The 16,433-nt window shown below is 72.6% G+C and carries 15 protein-coding genes and 1 pseudogene; 11 read left to right on the top strand and 5 right to left on the bottom strand.

What is annotated here, in order from left to right; translation table 11 throughout:
* Window positions 1-32 precede the first annotated feature (32 nt).
* A complete protein-coding gene (locus N5I75_RS39825; RefSeq protein ID WP_476685372.1) occupies window positions 33-476 on the bottom strand; it encodes a BON domain-containing protein in 444 nt (147 codons plus the stop codon).
* Window positions 477-693: 217 nt separating this feature from the next.
* Between N5I75_RS39825 and N5I75_RS39820 the strand changes: the two are divergent.
* Window positions 694-1,057, top strand: a pseudogene (locus N5I75_RS39820) (PadR family transcriptional regulator).
* Window positions 1,058-1,562: 505 nt separating this feature from the next.
* On the opposite strand, the gene N5I75_RS39815 reads toward N5I75_RS39820, so the two are convergent.
* Window positions 1,563-2,684: an LUD domain-containing protein gene (locus tag N5I75_RS39815; protein ID WP_476685370.1), complete on the bottom strand. Its 1,122-nt coding sequence runs from the start codon at window positions 2,682-2,684 to the stop codon at window positions 1,563-1,565.
* Between the two features lie 171 nt (window positions 2,685-2,855).
* On the opposite strand from N5I75_RS39815, the gene sigJ reads away from it, so the two are divergent.
* On the top strand, window positions 2,856-3,848 hold the full coding sequence (gene sigJ, locus N5I75_RS39810; protein WP_476685368.1) for an RNA polymerase sigma factor SigJ: 993 nt from the start codon (window positions 2,856-2,858) through the stop codon (window positions 3,846-3,848).
* A 160-nt stretch (window positions 3,849-4,008) separates the two neighbouring features.
* Window positions 4,009-4,596 carry a carboxymuconolactone decarboxylase family protein gene (locus N5I75_RS39805; RefSeq protein WP_476685366.1) on the top strand — a complete coding sequence of 196 codons (588 nt, stop codon included), beginning with the start codon at window positions 4,009-4,011 and terminating at the stop codon, window positions 4,594-4,596.
* 47 nt (window positions 4,597-4,643) lie between these two features.
* Here N5I75_RS39805 and N5I75_RS39800 read toward each other — a convergent pair whose 3' ends face one another.
* On the bottom strand, window positions 4,644-5,285 hold the full coding sequence (locus N5I75_RS39800) for a ScbR family autoregulator-binding transcription factor (RefSeq protein WP_476685365.1): 642 nt from the start codon (window positions 5,283-5,285) through the stop codon (window positions 4,644-4,646).
* Between the two features lie 289 nt (window positions 5,286-5,574).
* On the opposite strand from N5I75_RS39800, the gene N5I75_RS39795 reads away from it, so the two are divergent.
* From N5I75_RS39795 to N5I75_RS39770, 6 genes are all read left to right on the top strand, one after another.
* A complete protein-coding gene (locus N5I75_RS39795; RefSeq protein WP_476685363.1) occupies window positions 5,575-6,639 on the top strand; it encodes a ScbA/BarX family gamma-butyrolactone biosynthesis protein in 1,065 nt (354 codons plus the stop codon).
* Window positions 6,633-7,892, top strand: a complete 1,260-nt coding sequence (locus N5I75_RS39790) for an acyl-CoA dehydrogenase family protein (protein ID WP_476685362.1) — start codon at window positions 6,633-6,635, stop codon at window positions 7,890-7,892. Before N5I75_RS39795 ends, N5I75_RS39790 begins: the two co-directional genes overlap by 7 nt.
* The gene (locus N5I75_RS39785; RefSeq protein ID WP_476685360.1) at window positions 7,889-8,572 is read left to right on the top strand and encodes an HAD family hydrolase; all 684 of its coding nucleotides are present in this window, start codon (window positions 7,889-7,891) and stop codon (window positions 8,570-8,572) included. The genes N5I75_RS39790 and N5I75_RS39785 overlap by 4 nt, the downstream gene beginning before the upstream one ends.
* A 562-nt stretch (window positions 8,573-9,134) precedes the next feature.
* Window positions 9,135-9,689 carry a TetR family transcriptional regulator gene (locus N5I75_RS39780; RefSeq protein WP_476685359.1) on the top strand — a complete coding sequence of 185 codons (555 nt, stop codon included), beginning with the start codon at window positions 9,135-9,137 and terminating at the stop codon, window positions 9,687-9,689.
* A 142-nt stretch (window positions 9,690-9,831) separates the two neighbouring features.
* Window positions 9,832-10,872, top strand: a complete 1,041-nt coding sequence (locus tag N5I75_RS39775; protein ID WP_476685358.1) for a helix-turn-helix transcriptional regulator — start codon at window positions 9,832-9,834, stop codon at window positions 10,870-10,872.
* 184 nt (window positions 10,873-11,056) lie between these two features.
* Entirely contained in the window at window positions 11,057-12,085 is a 1,029-nt protein-coding gene (locus N5I75_RS39770) for an enolase C-terminal domain-like protein (RefSeq protein ID WP_476685356.1), read from the top strand.
* Window positions 12,086-12,126: 41 nt separating this feature from the next.
* Here N5I75_RS39770 and N5I75_RS39765 read toward each other — a convergent pair whose 3' ends face one another.
* Window positions 12,127-12,306 carry a hypothetical protein gene (locus tag N5I75_RS39765; RefSeq protein ID WP_476685354.1) on the bottom strand — a complete coding sequence of 60 codons (180 nt, stop codon included), beginning with the start codon at window positions 12,304-12,306 and terminating at the stop codon, window positions 12,127-12,129.
* A gap of 368 nt (window positions 12,307-12,674) precedes the next feature.
* On the opposite strand from N5I75_RS39765, the gene N5I75_RS39760 reads away from it, so the two are divergent.
* Window positions 12,675-13,856: a LeuA family protein gene (locus tag N5I75_RS39760; RefSeq protein ID WP_476685353.1), complete on the top strand. Its 1,182-nt coding sequence runs from the start codon at window positions 12,675-12,677 to the stop codon at window positions 13,854-13,856.
* 94 nt (window positions 13,857-13,950) lie between these two features.
* Window positions 13,951-14,691: a response regulator transcription factor gene (locus N5I75_RS39755; RefSeq protein ID WP_476685352.1), complete on the top strand. Its 741-nt coding sequence runs from the start codon at window positions 13,951-13,953 to the stop codon at window positions 14,689-14,691.
* Window positions 14,692-14,755: 64 nt separating this feature from the next.
* On the opposite strand, the gene N5I75_RS39750 is transcribed toward N5I75_RS39755, so the two are convergent.
* On the bottom strand, window positions 14,756-15,763 hold the full coding sequence (locus N5I75_RS39750; RefSeq protein ID WP_476685351.1) for a TauD/TfdA family dioxygenase: 1,008 nt from the start codon (window positions 15,761-15,763) through the stop codon (window positions 14,756-14,758).
* Window positions 15,764-16,433: the final 670 nt, after the last annotated feature.

Below are 16,433 nucleotides of genomic sequence, written 5' to 3'. Positions count from 1 at the left end.
GTGCGCGCCGACGCGGCGGGCGGATCGCGGTGTCAGGCCGCCGGAGCCCGCAGGACGAAGCCCGCGTGGAGGTCGGCAGGGCCGATCAGTACGGGGTGATTGGCGGTCAGCAGGCGCCGGACGGCGTCGGGGGTGTCGTAGGCGCGGGCGGCGACCTCCTCGAGCGTCTCGCCGTCCCGGACCGTGAGGAAGCGCGAGGCGATGTCCTCCTGCCCCGCCGCGACCCGGTCCTCGACCTCGGTCACCCCGTCCACGTTGCCAAGGGCCAGCAGGATCTTCTCCTTCTGGTCCTGCATGGCGGAGTCCCCTACGACGACGATCGTGGCCCCTTCGACGCTGACCTGGAAGTGGTCGTGCGTCAGCTCCAACTCCTCGAGGCGCTCCTTGAGCTGGGCCGCCGCCTTGTCCGGCTCGGTCGACAGGGGCACCTTCAGCCGGTGGCCCGCTTCCCGCGCGAACGGGTACGTCGTCGTCATGCGTTCTCCGTCCTGTGGCGCGGCCCCGTGGCGCGGCCGGCCACCACTCCTGCCGGTTCTTCCCCCCACGGCTACCCGGCGCGGACGCCTTCTCGCCTTCGACCCGTAACTATGCGCCCCTGCCGCGTGCGACCACCCGACCGGCGCGCTCAACCGCTGATCAAGCCGCTTCGCATAGTCCGTTCAACGGACTGTGGTTCCGGTCATGGTTCCGATCATGGTTACAGCTGATCGCAAGAAACCCCTGCAGGAACCGACCCTGCTCCTCCTCGCCGCCTTGGCCGACGCCCCCCGCCACGGCTACGCCCTCGGCCAGGAGGTCGCGGAGATCTCCGAGGGCCGGGTGAGACTGCGCACCGGCACGCTGTACGGCGCGCTGGAACGCCTGCAGCACGAAGGGCTCGTCGAGGTCTTCGCCGAGGAACGCGTTGAGGGCCGGCTGCGCCGCACCTACGCGCTCACCGCGCAGGGCCGCCGGACCCCTGGCCGACGAGGCGCGCCGCCTCGCCGCCACCGCGCGCGAAGCGACCCGCCGCCTGAAGAGGGCCGCGGCGGGCGGTCCGGCGGGAGCGTCCGCGTGACGAACCCGCCCAACCCGCCCAACCCGCGCAATCCCCCCGCCCCACTGAACCAGTTGAACGTGACGGATATGAGCATGACGAACCCGCAGCCGCATCCGCAGCCCGGCCCCCGTGCCCTCGCCCTCTACCCGCGCCGCTACCGCGCCGCGCACGGCGAGGAGATCACCCAGCTCTTCCGGGACGCCACCGACGGCGCGCATGCGCGCGCCCGGCGCCGCGAGGAGTGGGACATAGCCGCCCACGCCCTGCGCGTGCGCACCGGCCTCACCGCCCACCAGCCGTTGGGCCGACTGGCGTTGACCACGGCTCCGTACGCGCTGGCGGCAGCCGTCTCGCTCGCGGCCACCCGCCTGACCGCATCGGCCGTCGAAGCGGTACGGGACTCCGCCCCGGCCGCGCTCCCCGGCATCGGGACGCTGGTGGTCCTGCTGGCCACGCTGGCGGCGGGCGCCCTGGCGTGTGCGGGGCGCTGGCGCGGCGCCGTCGGGGCGCGGCCTGAGGTCGGTCAGAACCCGATGGCCTCGCGCAGCAGCAGTACGGTGCCGCGTCCCGGGCGCGGGTCCGCGTTCAGGACGAGCAGGCGGTTGACGGCGCTGGGCATCCCGTACACCGCCTGGGCGCGCTCGTTCTCCAGGGGGAGGGCGTGCTCCTCGACGCGGCGCAGGGCGGCGGCCAGGTCGGGCACCACCTTCTGCGCACCGACGATCCAGACGGCGTGACCGGCGCCGCCCGCGTTGGCGGGGAGCTGGCTGCCGCTGCCCGAGGCGAGGACGAGGGAGCCCGTCTCCGTCACCGCGGCGACGCTGTTGACGACGAAGTCGGGGGTGGCGGCGAGGCGCCGGATCTCGTCGGCGCCGGTGGCCCGGTCGATGCCGAGGAGGCGCGGGCGGACGGCGTCGTAGCGCCCACTGGCGTTGAGGTCGTCGTCGATGCCGGACAGGCGCAGCGTCTCACTGGCCCCGGTGAGCACACTGGCGCCTTCGGGGATCAGGTCCTTGACCCGGACCCGGGCCTCGGCGGCGTCCTCCAGGACCTCGGCGGCGAAGCCGTTCGCCCGCAGCGCGTCGGCCACCCGGTCGAGGCGGGCGTCGGTCGCCGCCTCGGTGAAGGACGGCGCAGGGTGTGCCGCGGGCCGGGGCGCCGAGCCCGTGAGCGGCGACGTGTCGAGGTAGCGGACCTCGTACACCCGCTCGGCGAACCTCCAGCCCTCGTCTGTACGTCGGTAACGGTCGTGGTAGACCGCGTAGTTGAGGCCTTGCCGCCCGTCCAGCGTCCGGGCGATCTCCTGGATGTGGGCGCGGCCGCTCGCCTCGTCGCCGTCGAGCACGATCGTGCCGGGGTGCGTGTTCTGCACGAAGAAGTCCCACTGCTTCTGCAGCCGCTCGCCCCCGGCCAGGATCTCCTCGCGGCCGACCTGCTCGACGGGGATGTTCGGCATGCGCAACACCCCGTCCGCGGTGAACAGCGACGCGAGGCGGGGCCGGTCGCGCATCATCGCCGCGTCGGTGAACTCGCCGCGCAGCGCCTCGATCTCGACGCGGTCCGCGACGGCCCGGAAGTCCTTCATGAGGGTCTCCTCCACCGAGCTGTCGTCCATCGGGTTGTCCTCCATCGGGATGTCGTCCATCGGGTTGTCGTCCTCACCCGGTACGACAACGCGGCCCCGTGCAATGTGAGGTGATGGTGGTCAGGGGGCGCGGCGGCCCCGTCGGCCTGACATTCCCGGGCGCCGCGTTGTCGTACTCGTACGGACACCGCAGTGCGGACGACGAGGCAGATGACGAGGGGGCGGCCGGTCATGACCACCGGGACCGAGCACGGCGACGACGGACGGCACGACGACCCGGAGGACGACCGGCACGACGGCCGGCACGACGACCGGTACGACGAGCCGGCTCTCGGCGCGATCATGAGCGAGCGCCGACGGCTGACCAACCTCGCCTACCGGCTCCTGGGCTCGCTCACCGACGCCGAGGACGTCGTGCAGGAGACCTACGCCCGCTGGTACGCCATGTCCGTGGCGGAGCAGCGGGCCATCGAGGTGCCCGGCGCCTGGCTGATGAAGGTCGCCGGGCGCATCTGCCTGAACCTGCTCGGCTCGGCGCGGGTCCGGCGCGAGACGTACGTGGGGGAGTGGATACCGGAACCGCTGCCCGAGCCCGGGGAATGGATCACCGGCCGCCCGGGCGCGGGCGGCAGCGACCCGGCCGACCGGGTCACCCTGGACGAGTCGGTGACGATGGCGTTCCTCGTCGTCCTGGACGCGATGACCCCGGCCGAGCGCGTCGCGTTCGTCCTGCACGACGTCTTCCGCTACCCGTTCGGCGAGGTCGCCGACATCGTCGGCCGCACCCCGGCGGCCTGCCGCCAACTGGCCTCCTCCGCCCGCCGCCGCGTCCGTACGGCGCGGCCCCCGACGGGCCCCGGCGCCGGACAGGCCGCCATCGTCCGGCGGTTCCGGACGGCGTGGCAGGCCAAGGACATCGAGGCCCTGATCGGCCTGCTCGACCCCGACGCCGTCGCGACGGCGGACGGCGGCGGCCTGGCCGTCACCCACCTCGATCCGATCGTCGGCGGCGAACGGATCGCGCACGCCTACGCCGAGATCGCCCGCGTCTCCGGCGCGCGCACCACCTTCACCGAGTGCACGGTGAACGGCCTGCCCGGCCTGATCGCCCACCAGGAGGGCCACCTGTCGACGGTCTTCGCCTTCGACGTCGTGGACGACCGGATCAGGCACATCTGGGCGGTACGCAACCCGGAGAAGCTGCGGCCTTGGCCGAACGACTGACGCGCCATGCGCGCTCGGCGGTCTTTGTCTTGTCCGCTCAGTGTCTCCGCTCCGTGCGCACGGGCGGTTGTCACAGGTGGGGTCCGGTCGGCGTCCTCATGTCGTCCAGGCCGCAAGGAGCCTTGGACGACACGACGACACGACGACACAGGAGGACATCATGGCGCCGCGTATCCCCAAGGCCGAGCTTCCCGCTGAGATGAAGGAGGCGCTGCTCAAGCAGTTCGGGTCGGTGCCCGAGCCGGTCGAGGTGGTGTTCAACAATCCGGCCGTGGCCACGGCCAACCTGGAGTTCTCGGCGAAGGCGGCGGCGTGGGACGCGGTCGACGAGGGGCTCAAGACGTTCGCGCACATGGCGGTGGCGGCGCAGATCGGCTGCAGTTGGTGCCTGGACGTCAACTACTTCGCCGCGCTGAACCAGAACCTCGACGTGGAGAAGGCCAGCCAGGTGCCCGACTGGCGGAACTCCGGTGCCTTCACCCCGCTGGAGCGCGAGGTTCTTGAATACGCCGAGGCCATGTCCGCCACGCCGCCGAGCGTCACCGACGAGCTGTCGGCGAGCCTCCTCGAGCAGCTCGGCCCGGCCGGTCTGGTCGAGCTGACCGTGTTCATCGGCTTCGCCAACCTCGCCGCCCGCGTCAACATCGCCCACGGCATCACGTCGCAGGGCTACTCGGAGTCCTGCCGGATCCCGCTGGCGGAGCGGCCGCGGGCGGTGGGGGCGGCGGGGGCGGCGCGGGCGGTCTGATCCTCCGTCCGGCGCGTTCGGCCTGACGGCCCGCGACCCGGTCGCCGTCAGGCCCGTAGCGCGTAGAAGAGAAGATCGCGGGTGTCGGCCCAGCGCCGGACCAGTTCCGCCCTGCGGTCCAGGCGGGAGGCGATGTGCTGGGTGCCGAAGAAAGTGGCGATCAGGGTGTGTGCCGCGGCGTCCGGTGTGACGCCCTCGCGCAGTTCCCCGGCCTCCTGGGCCTCCGCGAGGAGCTGCCGCAGCAGTTCGATCCAGCCGACGTAGGGCGTGGGAAGCGTGCCCTCGGGCAGCGGCTGTTCCATCTGGAGCCGTGCGCCGCCCCGGACGATCGGGTCGTCCTGGAAGGTGGCCGCCGTCTGGTCGAGCAGTTCGACCAGGGTGTCCAGCGGGCCGAGCCCCTTGCTCTGCGCGGCCTGGAGCAGAAGCGGCCAGCGGGCGTAGTGCGCCTCCACGACCGCGATGGTCAGCGCTTCCTTGGTGGGGTAGTGGAAGTAGACCGCGCCCTTGGTCATGCCCACTTCGTCCGCGACGTCCTTGATGGACGTGCCCGCGTAACCGCGCTGGTCGAACAGGAGCGCCGCCGCCTCCAGGACCTGCAGACGGGTCTGGACGGCCCGCTCCTGGTGCAGTTCGGGGCTGCGTCCGGCCCGTGCGGTCTGCCCCTTGGAGCGTTCGGGTTCCGGGAACACCGCCCGGCTGCTCCTGCGCTGGTTGTCGCCTGCTGCATTGCCTGCTGCATTCACTGTTGAGCCTCCTCGCAGCTCTCGCGGACGGGGCGGGTCAGTGCTGCCCGGCTCCGATCCGCCATTGCAATATACCTTCCCGTAGGTATATTTTCGACCCGCCAAGTGGTCGGTGACCGGGGGGAGTTCCAGGTCACCCGCTTCTTCCAGGGAGGGGAAAGACGTGCAAGACCTTGCCATCCGACTCGGTTCCGTTCCGCACCCCAATGGTTCCACCGAGGTTCACGTCCCACGGATGATGGTCCACAAGACCGCGGACGACGAAGTGCTGCTGAGGTCCGCCGCCCGGATCACCGCGGACCGGTTCGCCGTACGGCTGCGCTGGCCCGAAGAGCACCTGCTCCACCACCGCCGCGCCGACGGCGGCAGGGACTCCCTGATCGTCGCAGAAACGATGCGCCAGGCGGGCATCTACCTCTCACACCGCTACCACGACGTCCCCGCCGACTACGCGTTCGTCCTGCACCGCTTCGACTTCCGGCTGACCGAGCCGGTGCGCGACAGCGGGGCGGGCGACGACGCCGTGCTCGACATCCAGGTCATGCGCGAGCCGGGCAACACCCGACGGTTCCGGATGGAGTCCGCGGCGTGGCTGGTGATCGGCGGCCGCCGCGTCGGGCGGGCGACCATGAAGTGGGACGCGTTCGCGCCCCGCCAGTACGCCGTCATCCGCAGCAGGGGCGGCTCCCCGGAGTACGACCCCTCCGCCGTGCCGGCCCCGGCCGCGCTGCGCGCCCTGCCCGCCGCGCTCGTCGGCCGGGACCGGGCCGACGCCGTGCTGCTCGCCGAGGCCCCCGCCGCGCCGGGCCGCTGGTGGCTGCGCATGGACACCGGGCACCCCGCCCTGTTCGACCACGCCAGCGACCACACCCCCGGCATGGTCATCGTCGAGGCGTTCCGGCAGGCCGTTCTCGCCCTGACGTCCGAGCGCTCCGTCGACGCCTACGCCGACACCGACGCATACGCCGACGCCAACGCTGACGCCTACGCCGACACCAACGCTGACGCCTACGCCGACACCAACGTCCACGCCGACCGGACCATCCGTCAGCTGGACGTCTCCTTCCACGCGTTCGGCCAGCTCGGCCTCGCGGTCGAGATCGTCGCCGAGCCCGTCGGGGACGACGCGTTCCAGCTCGTCGCCCGTCAGGGGACCGGGCCGCTGGCCTCGGCCCGCGTGGCCGGATGCGCCGACGGAACCGGCCCGGCGCCCGTCCTGGCGCCCGTCCTGGCGGGAGCCGCCGCATGTGCCGACGAGACCGGCCCGGCACCCGTCCTGGCGGGAGCCGCCGCATGCTGAGCGACCTGCACCGTACGCTGACCGCCGCCCGCGAGGACCGGGCCCTGCTCGACGAGGGGCGCCGGCTGACCGACCGGGTCGCCGACGCCCTGGTCGCCGACGGCTTCGCCCGCCACTTCGTGCCCGAGCACTTAGGCGGCTGCGCGGGGACGTTCACCGCGCTGCTCGACGCGGTCTCCAGCGTGGCGGAGACCTGCGCGTCCACCGCGTGGTGCGGCGCCCTGTACGCCGCGCACGGCCGCCTCGCCTCCTACCTGCCCGAGGAGGGGCAGCGCGCCCTGTGGGGCCGCAGCCCCGACGTGTGCGTGGCCGCCTCCGTCGTACCGCCGCAGGGCAAGGCCGAGCGGGTCGACGGCGGCTGGCGGATCACCGGCGAGTGGACCATGGCCAGCGGCGTCGACCAGGCGGACTGGGTGCTGCTGGCCTCGCTGGCCGAGCCTGTGGTGGGGACGCGGGGCGCGGGGCGCGCGGCGGGTCCGGCGGGCTCGGCAGGTCCGGCGGGCTCGGCAGGTCCGGTGGGTCCGGTGGGTCCGTCGGGCTCGGTGGGTCCGGCGGGTCCGGTGGGTCCGGTGGGCTCGGCCGGTCCGGCGCGGGAGAACCGTGTTTTCGCCGTCCCGCGCCCGGACGTCAAGGTGCGTGACACCTGGCACCCCATCGGCATGCGCGGCACCGGCAGCAACACGGTCGAGGCCGAGGTGTTCGTCCCCGCGCACCTCTCCTTCACCGTCCGCGACCTCGCCCGCGCCAAGCCGCACGCGGCGCGCTGCCACACGGTGCCGTTCCCGCTGGTCGCCGGGTTGATCTTCGCCGCGCCCGTGCTCGGCGCTGCCGAGGGGACCCTGCGCCACTGGTGGAACCAGCAGTGCCTGCGGCCCCGGCCCGACGGCAGTACCGCCGCCCAACAGCCCGCGCAGCAACGGGTTCTCGCCACGGCGTCGGCGCGGATCCAGTCGGCCCGGCTGCTCCTGGAGCGGGCCGCGCAGCGCGCCGACGCCGCGCCGATCACGCCGCTCCTCGTCGCCGAGAACCAGCGCGACGTCGCCGCGGCGGTCGAGCTGTGCGGCACCGCCGCCGACGAGATGCTGCACGCGGCCGGCGCGCGGGCCCTCGACGACACCAACCCGTTGCAGCGGGCCTGGCGGGACATCACCACCGCGCGCGCCCACGGCACGCTCGACCCCGAGAAGGCCGCCGCCGCCTACGCCCAGGCCCGGCTCGCCGCGCACGCGGCGGACACCGAGGGAGTCCGATGACGCGCCGCGTGGCGTTCTTCGACGTGGACGAGACACTCCTCGCCGAGAAGAGCATGGTCAGTTTCTGGCACCACTGGAGCGACCAGCTCGCCCGGGAGGGGCGGGTACCGGGCGACCTGCGCACCAGCGGGGCCGACCGGGCGGCGCTGAACCGCGCCTACTTCGCGCACTTCGCGGGCGTCCACCGCGCCGTGTTCGAGGAGTCCGCCCGTCGCTGGTACGCCCGCTACCGGCGCGGCCCCCGCGCCTATCTGCCGGGCACGCTGCGCCGCCTGCACGAGCATCGTGCGTACGGTGATGAGATCGCCCTGGTCACCGGCGCGGGCCGGCTGCTCGTCCAGCCCGTCGCCGACGACCTCGGGGCCCACCACGTCCTGGCCACCGAGCAGGTGACCGACGCGGACGGCCGGCTCACCGGCGACGTGACCCGGTCCATGATCGGCGACGCCAAGAAGGAGGCGGTGACCGCGCTGCTGCGGCGCCTCGGGGCCCGGGCCGAGGACTGTCACGCCTACGGGGACCACAGCACCGACCTGTCGATGCTGAGCCTGGTCGGCCACGCGGTTGTGGTCGGCGATGACCCGGTGCTCACCGATCACGGGCTGGCGCACGGCTGGCGGTTCCTGGAACAGGCTCCGGGTTCGCGATGGGGGGCCGCCGAGGCAGTACCGGTCGGCTGACCGGGCCAGGACAGGTCCCGGCCCGGCTCTGATCCGGTGCCAATCCGGTTCCGGCCAGGCCCGGTTCCGGCCCGACTCCGATCCGGTCCGGGCACCCGGCTCTGACCCGGCTCCGGCCAGCTCTGATCCGGTCCGGCGTCCGGCTCCGACCGGGTTCCGGCTCGGCTCGGATCGGGTCCGGCACGCGATGGCGTCTCGGCTCGGATCCTGTTCTGGTGTCCCCGAACCGGCTCCGAACCAGCTCCGACCCGGCTCCGGCGCCCGGATCCGGCGAGGCCCGGTGCCTGGTTCCAGCCCGGATCCAACCCGGCTCGGACCTGGGACCGGCGTCGGCTGCGACCCCGCGCCGATCCGGTTCCGGCGACCAGTGCCGACCCCGCTCCGGGCGGCTCAGCTCCCCGTTCCGGCGCCCCATTTGACCCGGTTCCGGCCCGCAGGGCCCCCGTGGCCGCTGTGGGCCAGATCCATCCGCAGAAAAAATACCTTCGGGAGGGTATTTTGTTCTCATGCAGCATTCACCGTGCCGGGGCGGCACAGCGGACACGGCGGCGGGAGGCCCGCGATGAGCCAGCTCCGGGCCCAGCGCACCCGTCGCCGGCTCCTGCGCGCCGCGGCCCAGGAGTTCGCCAGGCTCGGCTACTCCGGGGCGCGGCTGGCCGACGTGGTCGACCGGATCGGCATGACCAAGGGCGCCCTGTACGGGCACTTCCCGTCCAAGCAGGAGCTGGCCGCAGCCGTCCGCGACGAGGCTCTGCACCGCTGGGAGACCCTCCGCGCGGACGTGGCCGCGACCCGTCCCGACCCGCTCGGACGGCTCCGGGCGCTGGCTGAACGGCTGGTGCGCTGCATGGAACGCGACCCGCACGTCCGCGCCGCCGCCCGGTTCGCCGCCGACCGGCGGCCGGAGCCGGGGGAGCGGGACCTGCTCGCCGCCGTCACCGCCCACGTCGCCGTACTGGCGCAACAGGCGGAGGACGACGGGCACCTCACGGCGGCCCTGCCCGCCCGTACCTTCACCGACCTGCTCATCACCACCGTCTTCGCGGGCGACCGGTCGGGCTCCGACCGCCGCACGCGGCTCAACGGGCTCTGGGACCTCCTGGACCACACCCGATGAGACCTCGCCCGAAGAGACCTCGCCCGAAGAGACCTCATCCGCTGAAGCCTCATTCGCTGAGGCCTCGTCCGATGAGCCAGGACGGATCCCCCACACCCGGCGACGACGCGCCCGGACCCGGCGCGGAAAGGCGGCGGACGCCATGAGCGTGCCGACCCTTGGACCCCAGGCCCTGCGGCTGTTCGAGTACGCCTCGACACGCAGCAACTGGTCCCTGCGCAGTGCCTGCGAACAACTCGACGCCACCGCGGCCGAGCTGGAGCCGGCCCGGCAGGAACTGATCCGCCTCGGCCTGCTCATCGAGGCCGCGGACGACAGCGCCGACGGCGAGCCCAGCGCACGGGCCACCGCGCCCGAGGCCGCCCTGCTCCGCCTGCTCACCTCGCAGGAGACGGCAGCGGCCCGGCTGACCGAGGAGATCCGCTCCACCCGTCAGCAGATCGACGCGATGCGCGAGGCGTTCCTGCCGCTGCACGCGGCGCGCAGCAGCGGTCTCGACAGTGAGGTCGTCACCGACCCCGACCGGATCGCCCGCGTCCTCGGCGACACCGCCGACATCGCGACCTCCGAGATCCTGAGCATGCACCCCGGGCCAGTGATGGCGCCGGAGGCCCTGGCCGAGGGGCTGCGGCGCGACCGGCGCGTCCTCGATCGCGGGGTCACCATGCGCAGCATCCACCTGCGGCCGATGACCCGCATCATCCACTCGATGAACCATCTGCAGGAGTTGCAGGCGGCGGGGGCGCGGGTGCGCATCGCCCACGTCGTCCCGTTCCGGTTCATCCTCGTCGACCGCGTCCAGGCGCTGGTGCCCGCCCTGCACACCAACTCCAGGAACGCGATGATGGTGCTGCGCGGCGAGGCCGTCACCGCCCTGCTGGTCAAGGTGTTCGAGATGTGCTGGGCCTCCGCCGCCCCGCTCAGCGCCGCCGAGTCCACCCCCGAGGCCGGGCTCACCTCCCAGCAGCTGTGGGTCCTGCGCCTGATGTCCACCGGCCGCAAGGACGAGGCGATAGCCCGCGAACTCGGCGTGTCCGTACGGACGCTGCGCCGGGTCATGGCCGATCTCATGGCGCGTCTCGGTGTGGAGAGCCGGTTCCAGGCCGGTATCACCGCGGCGAAGATGGGGCTGCTCGACCAAGGCGACCCGGGCGACCAGGGCACGTCCGACGGGCCGCGCTGACCGTGTTGCCCGCTGCCTGCCCGAATCGACCCTGCGCTGCCCGTGTCGACCGCGCAATGCCCGAGTCGGCTCCGCGCTGACCGCAACCGGACACGCCGCACGGTGCCGTGCCCGGCTCCTGGCGACGGCGCCGGGCCACTGGCCATGATGAGGCTCCGCCACTCCGGCAGCCTCAGGAGCCCACGTGTTCGACCCCGCACTGCTTCGGTCCCTCACCGGGACACCGCTGCGCGTCGAGTGCGACATCCTGCCCGCCCGGCCGCTGCGCCCCGCGTCGTGGCCCGGCGCCTGGTCCGTCGTACGGATCACCGCGCGCAACGCGGGCAGCACGGGCCACGGCGAGGCGACCCTGCGCCCCGGGGTCGCCGCCCACCGGCCCGCCGCCCTGCGCAGCCAACTGGACCGGGCGCACCCCGCGCTGCTCCGCATGGTCAGCCCCACCGAACTGCCCGCGCTGCTCCCGGCGGGCCCGCTGCGCAGCGCGCTCGACACCGCCCTGTGGGATCTCCTCGCCAAGCGCACGGGGCAGCCGGTGTGGGACCTGGTGGGTGCGCCGCGGCCCCGGTCCGTGCCGCTCGTCCACACCGTCGAACGCGGCGAACTCAGTTCTCTCAAGGCGGAGTTGGATGCGAGCGCGGACTTCGACGCGCTGCGGGTCAAGCTCGGCGCCCGCGCCGTCGAGGACGACCTCGCCCGGCTCACCGCGGTGCGCAGGCGCCGCCCCGACGCGTGGCTGATGGCCGCCGCCGACGGGGCCTGGGACGTGGACCGGCTGCGCACCATGCTGCCCGTCCTGCACGACCACGGGGTGCGGCTGCTCGAACAGCCCCTGCCGGAGACCGAGTCCGGGGTGCTCAGCACGTTGCGCCGGCCCTTCCCGATCATCACGAGGACGGCGTACGGGGACGACCGCGACGTCGGCCCGCTGGTCTCCCGCTACGACGGGGTACGGCTCACCCTCGACGCCGTCGGGGGACTCACCACCGCCCTGCGTCTCATGGAACAGGCCGACCAACTGGGCCTGCTGGTGCTGCTCGGCTCGCCCCCGGCGACGCCGCGCTCGTGGGCCGCCGCGCTCCAGGCGGCGCCGGGCGCGCACTACGTGAACTACACGCCCGGCCTCACCCTGCGCGAAGGCGACGGTGACGGTGCCGGTCCGGTGCGGCCGACGGACGGGGCGCTCGCCCCGCCGCCCGCACCGCTTTGGGGCTGAACGGGCTGAAAGGGCTGAACGCCCCTTTGCTCAGGGGGCGTTCAGCCCCAGATCAGGTCCCCGGGGGCGTTCGCCGCCGCCGTCGCGTGCGTCCGCTCGGCCGGGGCGGACTGCGCGGCGGCGACCACGCCCACCGACAGCGCGGCGGCGACGGCGCACACGGAGAGGAGACGGGCCAGCTTCGCGGCGGCGCCTGCGGTGTGGGGGCGGGACATACGCATGGGAGAAATCCTTCTCTCGGTACGGGGAAAGGAAAGGAGAGGCGGCGCCTTCCAGCGCATCGAAGCCGGCGATGTGAACGCCGGCGCCTCGAACGCCTCCGGGAAAACTTTCGCATTCCACCTCCACCATCGGGCAATGGGTTGATCTGACACAACGGTGCCGTGGCCGCGACATGCCACCGAAAGCGACCACGGTCGATTCCCCGGTCGATTCCGTGACCGCTTACGTGACTGTCTCCGTGACCGCGTCGGACCCAACGGGGCCATGGCCCTTACCGGCCACCTCCGCGCCGCCTGCCCCCGCTCAACGCCGCCTAGATTCGGCTGGGTTCAGCTGCGCGAGCGGCCCCGTACAGGAAAGGGACACGATGTCAGGCACAGCGGAATCACGTCGGATCTCGATATTCGACACCACGCTCAGGGACGGCGAACAAGCCCCCGCGAACGCGATGAACCCGCACCAGAAACTCGACATGGCGCTGCGCGTGGAAGCCCTCGGCGCGGATTACATCGAGGCCGGATTTCCGGCCTCGTCGCCCAGCGAGTTCGAGGCCACCGAGCTGATATCAAAAAAGCTGACGTCGGCCAGGTTCACCACCTTCTGCCGGGCGGTGCGCGCCGATGTGGACACCGCCGTGGCGGCCGGCGGCACCGACCGCCACCAGGTGCAGATCATGGCCACCGGAAGCGACATGCACCTGAAGCACAAGCGGGGCATCAGCCGCGCGCAGGCGGTCGAGGAGGTCGCCGACACCGTCGCCCACGCCCGCTCCCTCGGCGTGGAGGAGGTGTCCGTCGGGATCGAGGACGCCAGCCGCGGCGAGGAGGAGCTGCTGCACGCCATCGTGGACGGCGCCGTCGAGGCGGGCGCCACCTGCTTCGCGGTCGCCGACACCTCCGGCTGCAACCTGCCCCAGGAGTACGCCGCGCTCATCACGGCGTTCCGCTCCTGGCTGCCGGACACGATCCGGATCGCCACCCACTGCCACGACGACTTCGGCCTCTCCCTCGCCAACGCCGTCGCCGGTCTCCAGGCGGGCGCCGACGAGGTGCAGGCGACCCTCGGCGGCATCGGCGAACGCGCGGGCAACACGCCCCTGGAGGAGCTGGCCGCGCTCCTCTCGTACAAGGGCGTCGTCCTCGGCATGCACACCGACATCGACGTCTCCGCCATGTACGAGGCGTACACCGCGCTGCGCGGCCACATCGGCCTGGAGGAGCCCCGCAACAAGGCGATCTTCGGGACGTACGCCTTCGGCACCGCCGCCGGCATCCACCAGCAGGGCATGCTGCGCAACCCGGCCACCTACGAGTACGTGGAGCCCGCCCGCTTCGGCCGCGAGCGCTCGCTCCTCATCGGCCGGCACTCGGGCCGGGCCGTGCTCCGCCACATCCTCGGCGAACTGCGCGTCGAGGTCAGCGAGGCGGAGCTGGCCGAGCTGTACCGCGCGCACATCGCCGAACGTACCGGCGGCGACTGCGAGGACATCTCCGTGCTCAGGGAGCGGCTGGCCCGCGAGCTCGTGGCCCAGCCGCTCGCGGCGGCCTGACCACGCCGGCGGCCGGGACCGGCCCCATGCGGCCCCGGCCGCCGCCGTGGCACTTATGCGCGAGGAACAACAGGAGAGCGGCTATGGAGCGGCTATGGAATGGACCGAGTGGACCGTACGCAACGCCGACGACGGCCAGTTCCTGCTGTGCGCGCCGGAACCGGCCGAGGTGTCCGTCCTGCTGGCGGACGCCGACCCGGTGTCCCGACACGTCCTGGCCGGGGCCCTCGCGGGCGCCGACCGGATCACGGTCGCGGGCACAGCCGACAGCGCGCGGCCGCTGCACCGCTGGCCGCTGAGCGAGGCCGACGTCGTCGTGCTTGCGGGCTTGGCCGCACCCCGTCCGGCGCCCGTCGTCACGGAGCTGCTGCACAAGGGGGCGCGGGTCGTGCTGCTCGACACCCGGTGGACGGGTCCTTCGCTGGCGGCCGCGTTGTCGGCGGGCTGCGCGGGCGCCCTGGTCAAGGATCACGAGGTCGGCCGGCTCGCCGCGGCGGTCCGCGCGGTGGCGGCCGGGCACACGGTCGTCTCGCCGCAGCTCATCGGCCTGTGGCCGGGGGCGCACAGGGCGCCGGAGCGGCCCCCGCGCCCGCCGCGCCCGGACCGCTCGGCGGGCCTGCGCCTGCGCGACCTGACGGAACGCGAGCGCGCGGTCCTGACCTGCCTCGCCGAGGGTCTGTCGACGAAGGAGACGGCCGAACGCCTGAAGGTCACCGCGGCCACGGTCAAGAGCCATGTCTCGCACGCGCTGGCCAAACTCGGCGTCCGCAACCGGCTCGAGGCGGTCCTGCTCATGCGTCGGGCGCTGGACGAGGACCTGCCGCCGTGGCTGTAGAGGGGTGTTCCGGCCGGCGGCGGTCGGGGGAGGCACCGCCGGCCGGAGATTCGGGGGAAGGGTGTCAGTCGCCGACGCGGCCGCGCACCCCGTCGAGCCAGCGGTCCGCGTGGCGTTCGGCCGCCGCCTCGTCGCGGAAGGCGTACGTCTTGAGCAGCCAGCGCTGCCGGGCGGCGGCCGCGTCGTTGATCTCCATCTTGTCGCGGCTGTGCAGGCCGTCCTGGTTGGCGAAGGTGAAGAGGTCGCCGGTGCGGATGCGGTGGCGGGTCTTGTCCGCGCGGACGATGGCGTTCTTCAGCGCGAGCAGGGCGTCCTTCGCCGCGACGGGGGCGTCGGGCGCGGCGGTCGTGCAGGTATCGAGATAGCGGAAGCTGTGATGATTCTCGAGGATCGGATGCACGTCGGAGACCGTCAGATCCTTGTTGTTGTCCCGCGAGAAGACGTCGAACGGCGTGACGAACTGCGCCGTCCGCAGCTCGGCCTGCTCCTCGTCGCTGAGGTGCGCGAGGAGGTCGCGGCCGTCCACGAACCCGGTGTAGATGAACTCGCCCTCGGGGCAGTGCATGCCGAGCAGCGAGATGAAGTCGGCGCGGACCGGGTGGGCGGTGCGGTCGTTGTGGTAGACGAGCTCGCTGTCGCTGAAGCCCGTCTGCATGCCGCTGTAGCGGTTGATGGCGACGACGTCGGTGAAGAAGTCCCCGTTGAACCGGGTCGCGTAGGACAGCAGCGGGGTCCTCACCAGCTGCGCGAAGAGTTCGAGGAACGCCTCGCCGACGAACGTCTTCTTCTTCGCGTGCTTGTCCGCGACCGGGTCGTCGAGGTCGAGCAGCGGGATCTCCGCGTCCAGCGGGCAGTTGCGCAGCACGTGCGCGTCGCGGGCGCCGCTCGCGCGGTCCGCGTGGATGCGGGCGCAGAGGTCGGTGAAGAAGGCGGGCACCTCACCACGGGCGATGACGTCGCCGACGGCCCGGGAGAAGTCCTCGTAGTCCTCGTACGGGTTCTTGGCCACGGAGTCGAGCACGGCGGTCAGTTGCTCACGCTCGGGATCGGAGAGTACGTAGACGGGTTCCATACGGCGATCCTCACGGCGGCCCGGCACCCCGCACATCGGCTGTCGGAGGAGCCGCCCGCGTCCCCCTACGCCATCGGCGAGCCACATCTCCGCCAAAGTGGAGGCGCCAGGGACTGATGCACCTGCCAGGGGCCGGCAAGGGGCTCGGGCGCCTACGGTCCCTGTGCGGCCCACGTGTCGAAACTGCAGGTCAAGGACTTACAGTTTGCGCCGCAGGGACTGAAGGGACCGAACTTCGCAATGATGAGTGAACTAAGAGGTCGTGACGTGTGCGCACGCGCATACCCGACTCATCACTGCTGGATCCGCTCATCATTGGGGAGTTGAGTCCCTTCAGTCCCTGTTCAGGCGCGCTCAAGGCCCTGACCTGGCGCGACACGCAGGGACCGAAGGGGCGGCAGGTCCCTTGCGGACAGTCCCTGGCCTTCCCTCCGTCCGCTCGGGTACGGGCCGTGAGCGGTCTCGGCCTGCTGCAGCGCCATGTTCCCGGCTTCGCTCCCTTGTGGAAGGGACCGAAGCGGCCATCACGATCACCCCGCTCAGCGCGACAGAACGGGGCTTGACCTCACCATCTGGTACGCCGCAGGGACTCAAGGGACTGGCATCCACAAATGGGTGACGCGTCGCAGAAGTTGCGCTCTGAGGGCTCCCCTCAGCCCTACGCTCGTGC

The sequence above is a fragment of the Streptomyces sp. R818 genome (assembly GCF_056172735.1).
Note: the sequence above shows the minus strand (reverse complement) of the source record. Positions and strands in the feature narration are given on the sequence as shown.

What these genes read in the sequence shown, in the direction of transcription:
- N5I75_RS39825 (WP_476685372.1), bottom strand. Translation starts at nt 476, where the DNA reads ATGACGACGACGTACCCGTTCGCGCGGGAAGCGGGCCACCGGCTGAAG.
- N5I75_RS39815 (WP_476685370.1), bottom strand. Translation starts at nt 2,684, where the DNA reads ATGGACGACATCCCGATGGAGGACAACCCGATGGACGACAGCTCGGTG.
- sigJ (WP_476685368.1), top strand. Translation starts at nt 2,856, where the DNA reads ATGACCACCGGGACCGAGCACGGCGACGACGGACGGCACGACGACCCG.
- N5I75_RS39805 (WP_476685366.1), top strand. Translation starts at nt 4,009, where the DNA reads ATGGCGCCGCGTATCCCCAAGGCCGAGCTTCCCGCTGAGATGAAGGAG.
- N5I75_RS39795 (WP_476685363.1), top strand. Translation starts at nt 5,575, where the DNA reads ATGATGGTCCACAAGACCGCGGACGACGAAGTGCTGCTGAGGTCCGCC.
- N5I75_RS39790 (WP_476685362.1), top strand. Translation starts at nt 6,633, where the DNA reads ATGCTGAGCGACCTGCACCGTACGCTGACCGCCGCCCGCGAGGACCGG.
- N5I75_RS39785 (WP_476685360.1), top strand. Translation starts at nt 7,889, where the DNA reads ATGACGCGCCGCGTGGCGTTCTTCGACGTGGACGAGACACTCCTCGCC.
- N5I75_RS39780 (WP_476685359.1), top strand. Translation starts at nt 9,135, where the DNA reads ATGAGCCAGCTCCGGGCCCAGCGCACCCGTCGCCGGCTCCTGCGCGCC.
- N5I75_RS39775 (WP_476685358.1), top strand. Translation starts at nt 9,832, where the DNA reads ATGAGCGTGCCGACCCTTGGACCCCAGGCCCTGCGGCTGTTCGAGTAC.
- N5I75_RS39765 (WP_476685354.1), bottom strand. Translation starts at nt 12,306, where the DNA reads ATGCGTATGTCCCGCCCCCACACCGCAGGCGCCGCCGCGAAGCTGGCC.
- N5I75_RS39760 (WP_476685353.1), top strand. Translation starts at nt 12,675, where the DNA reads ATGTCAGGCACAGCGGAATCACGTCGGATCTCGATATTCGACACCACG.
- N5I75_RS39755 (WP_476685352.1), top strand. Translation starts at nt 13,951, where the DNA reads ATGGAATGGACCGAGTGGACCGTACGCAACGCCGACGACGGCCAGTTC.
- N5I75_RS39750 (WP_476685351.1), bottom strand. Translation starts at nt 15,763, where the DNA reads ATGGAACCCGTCTACGTACTCTCCGATCCCGAGCGTGAGCAACTGACC.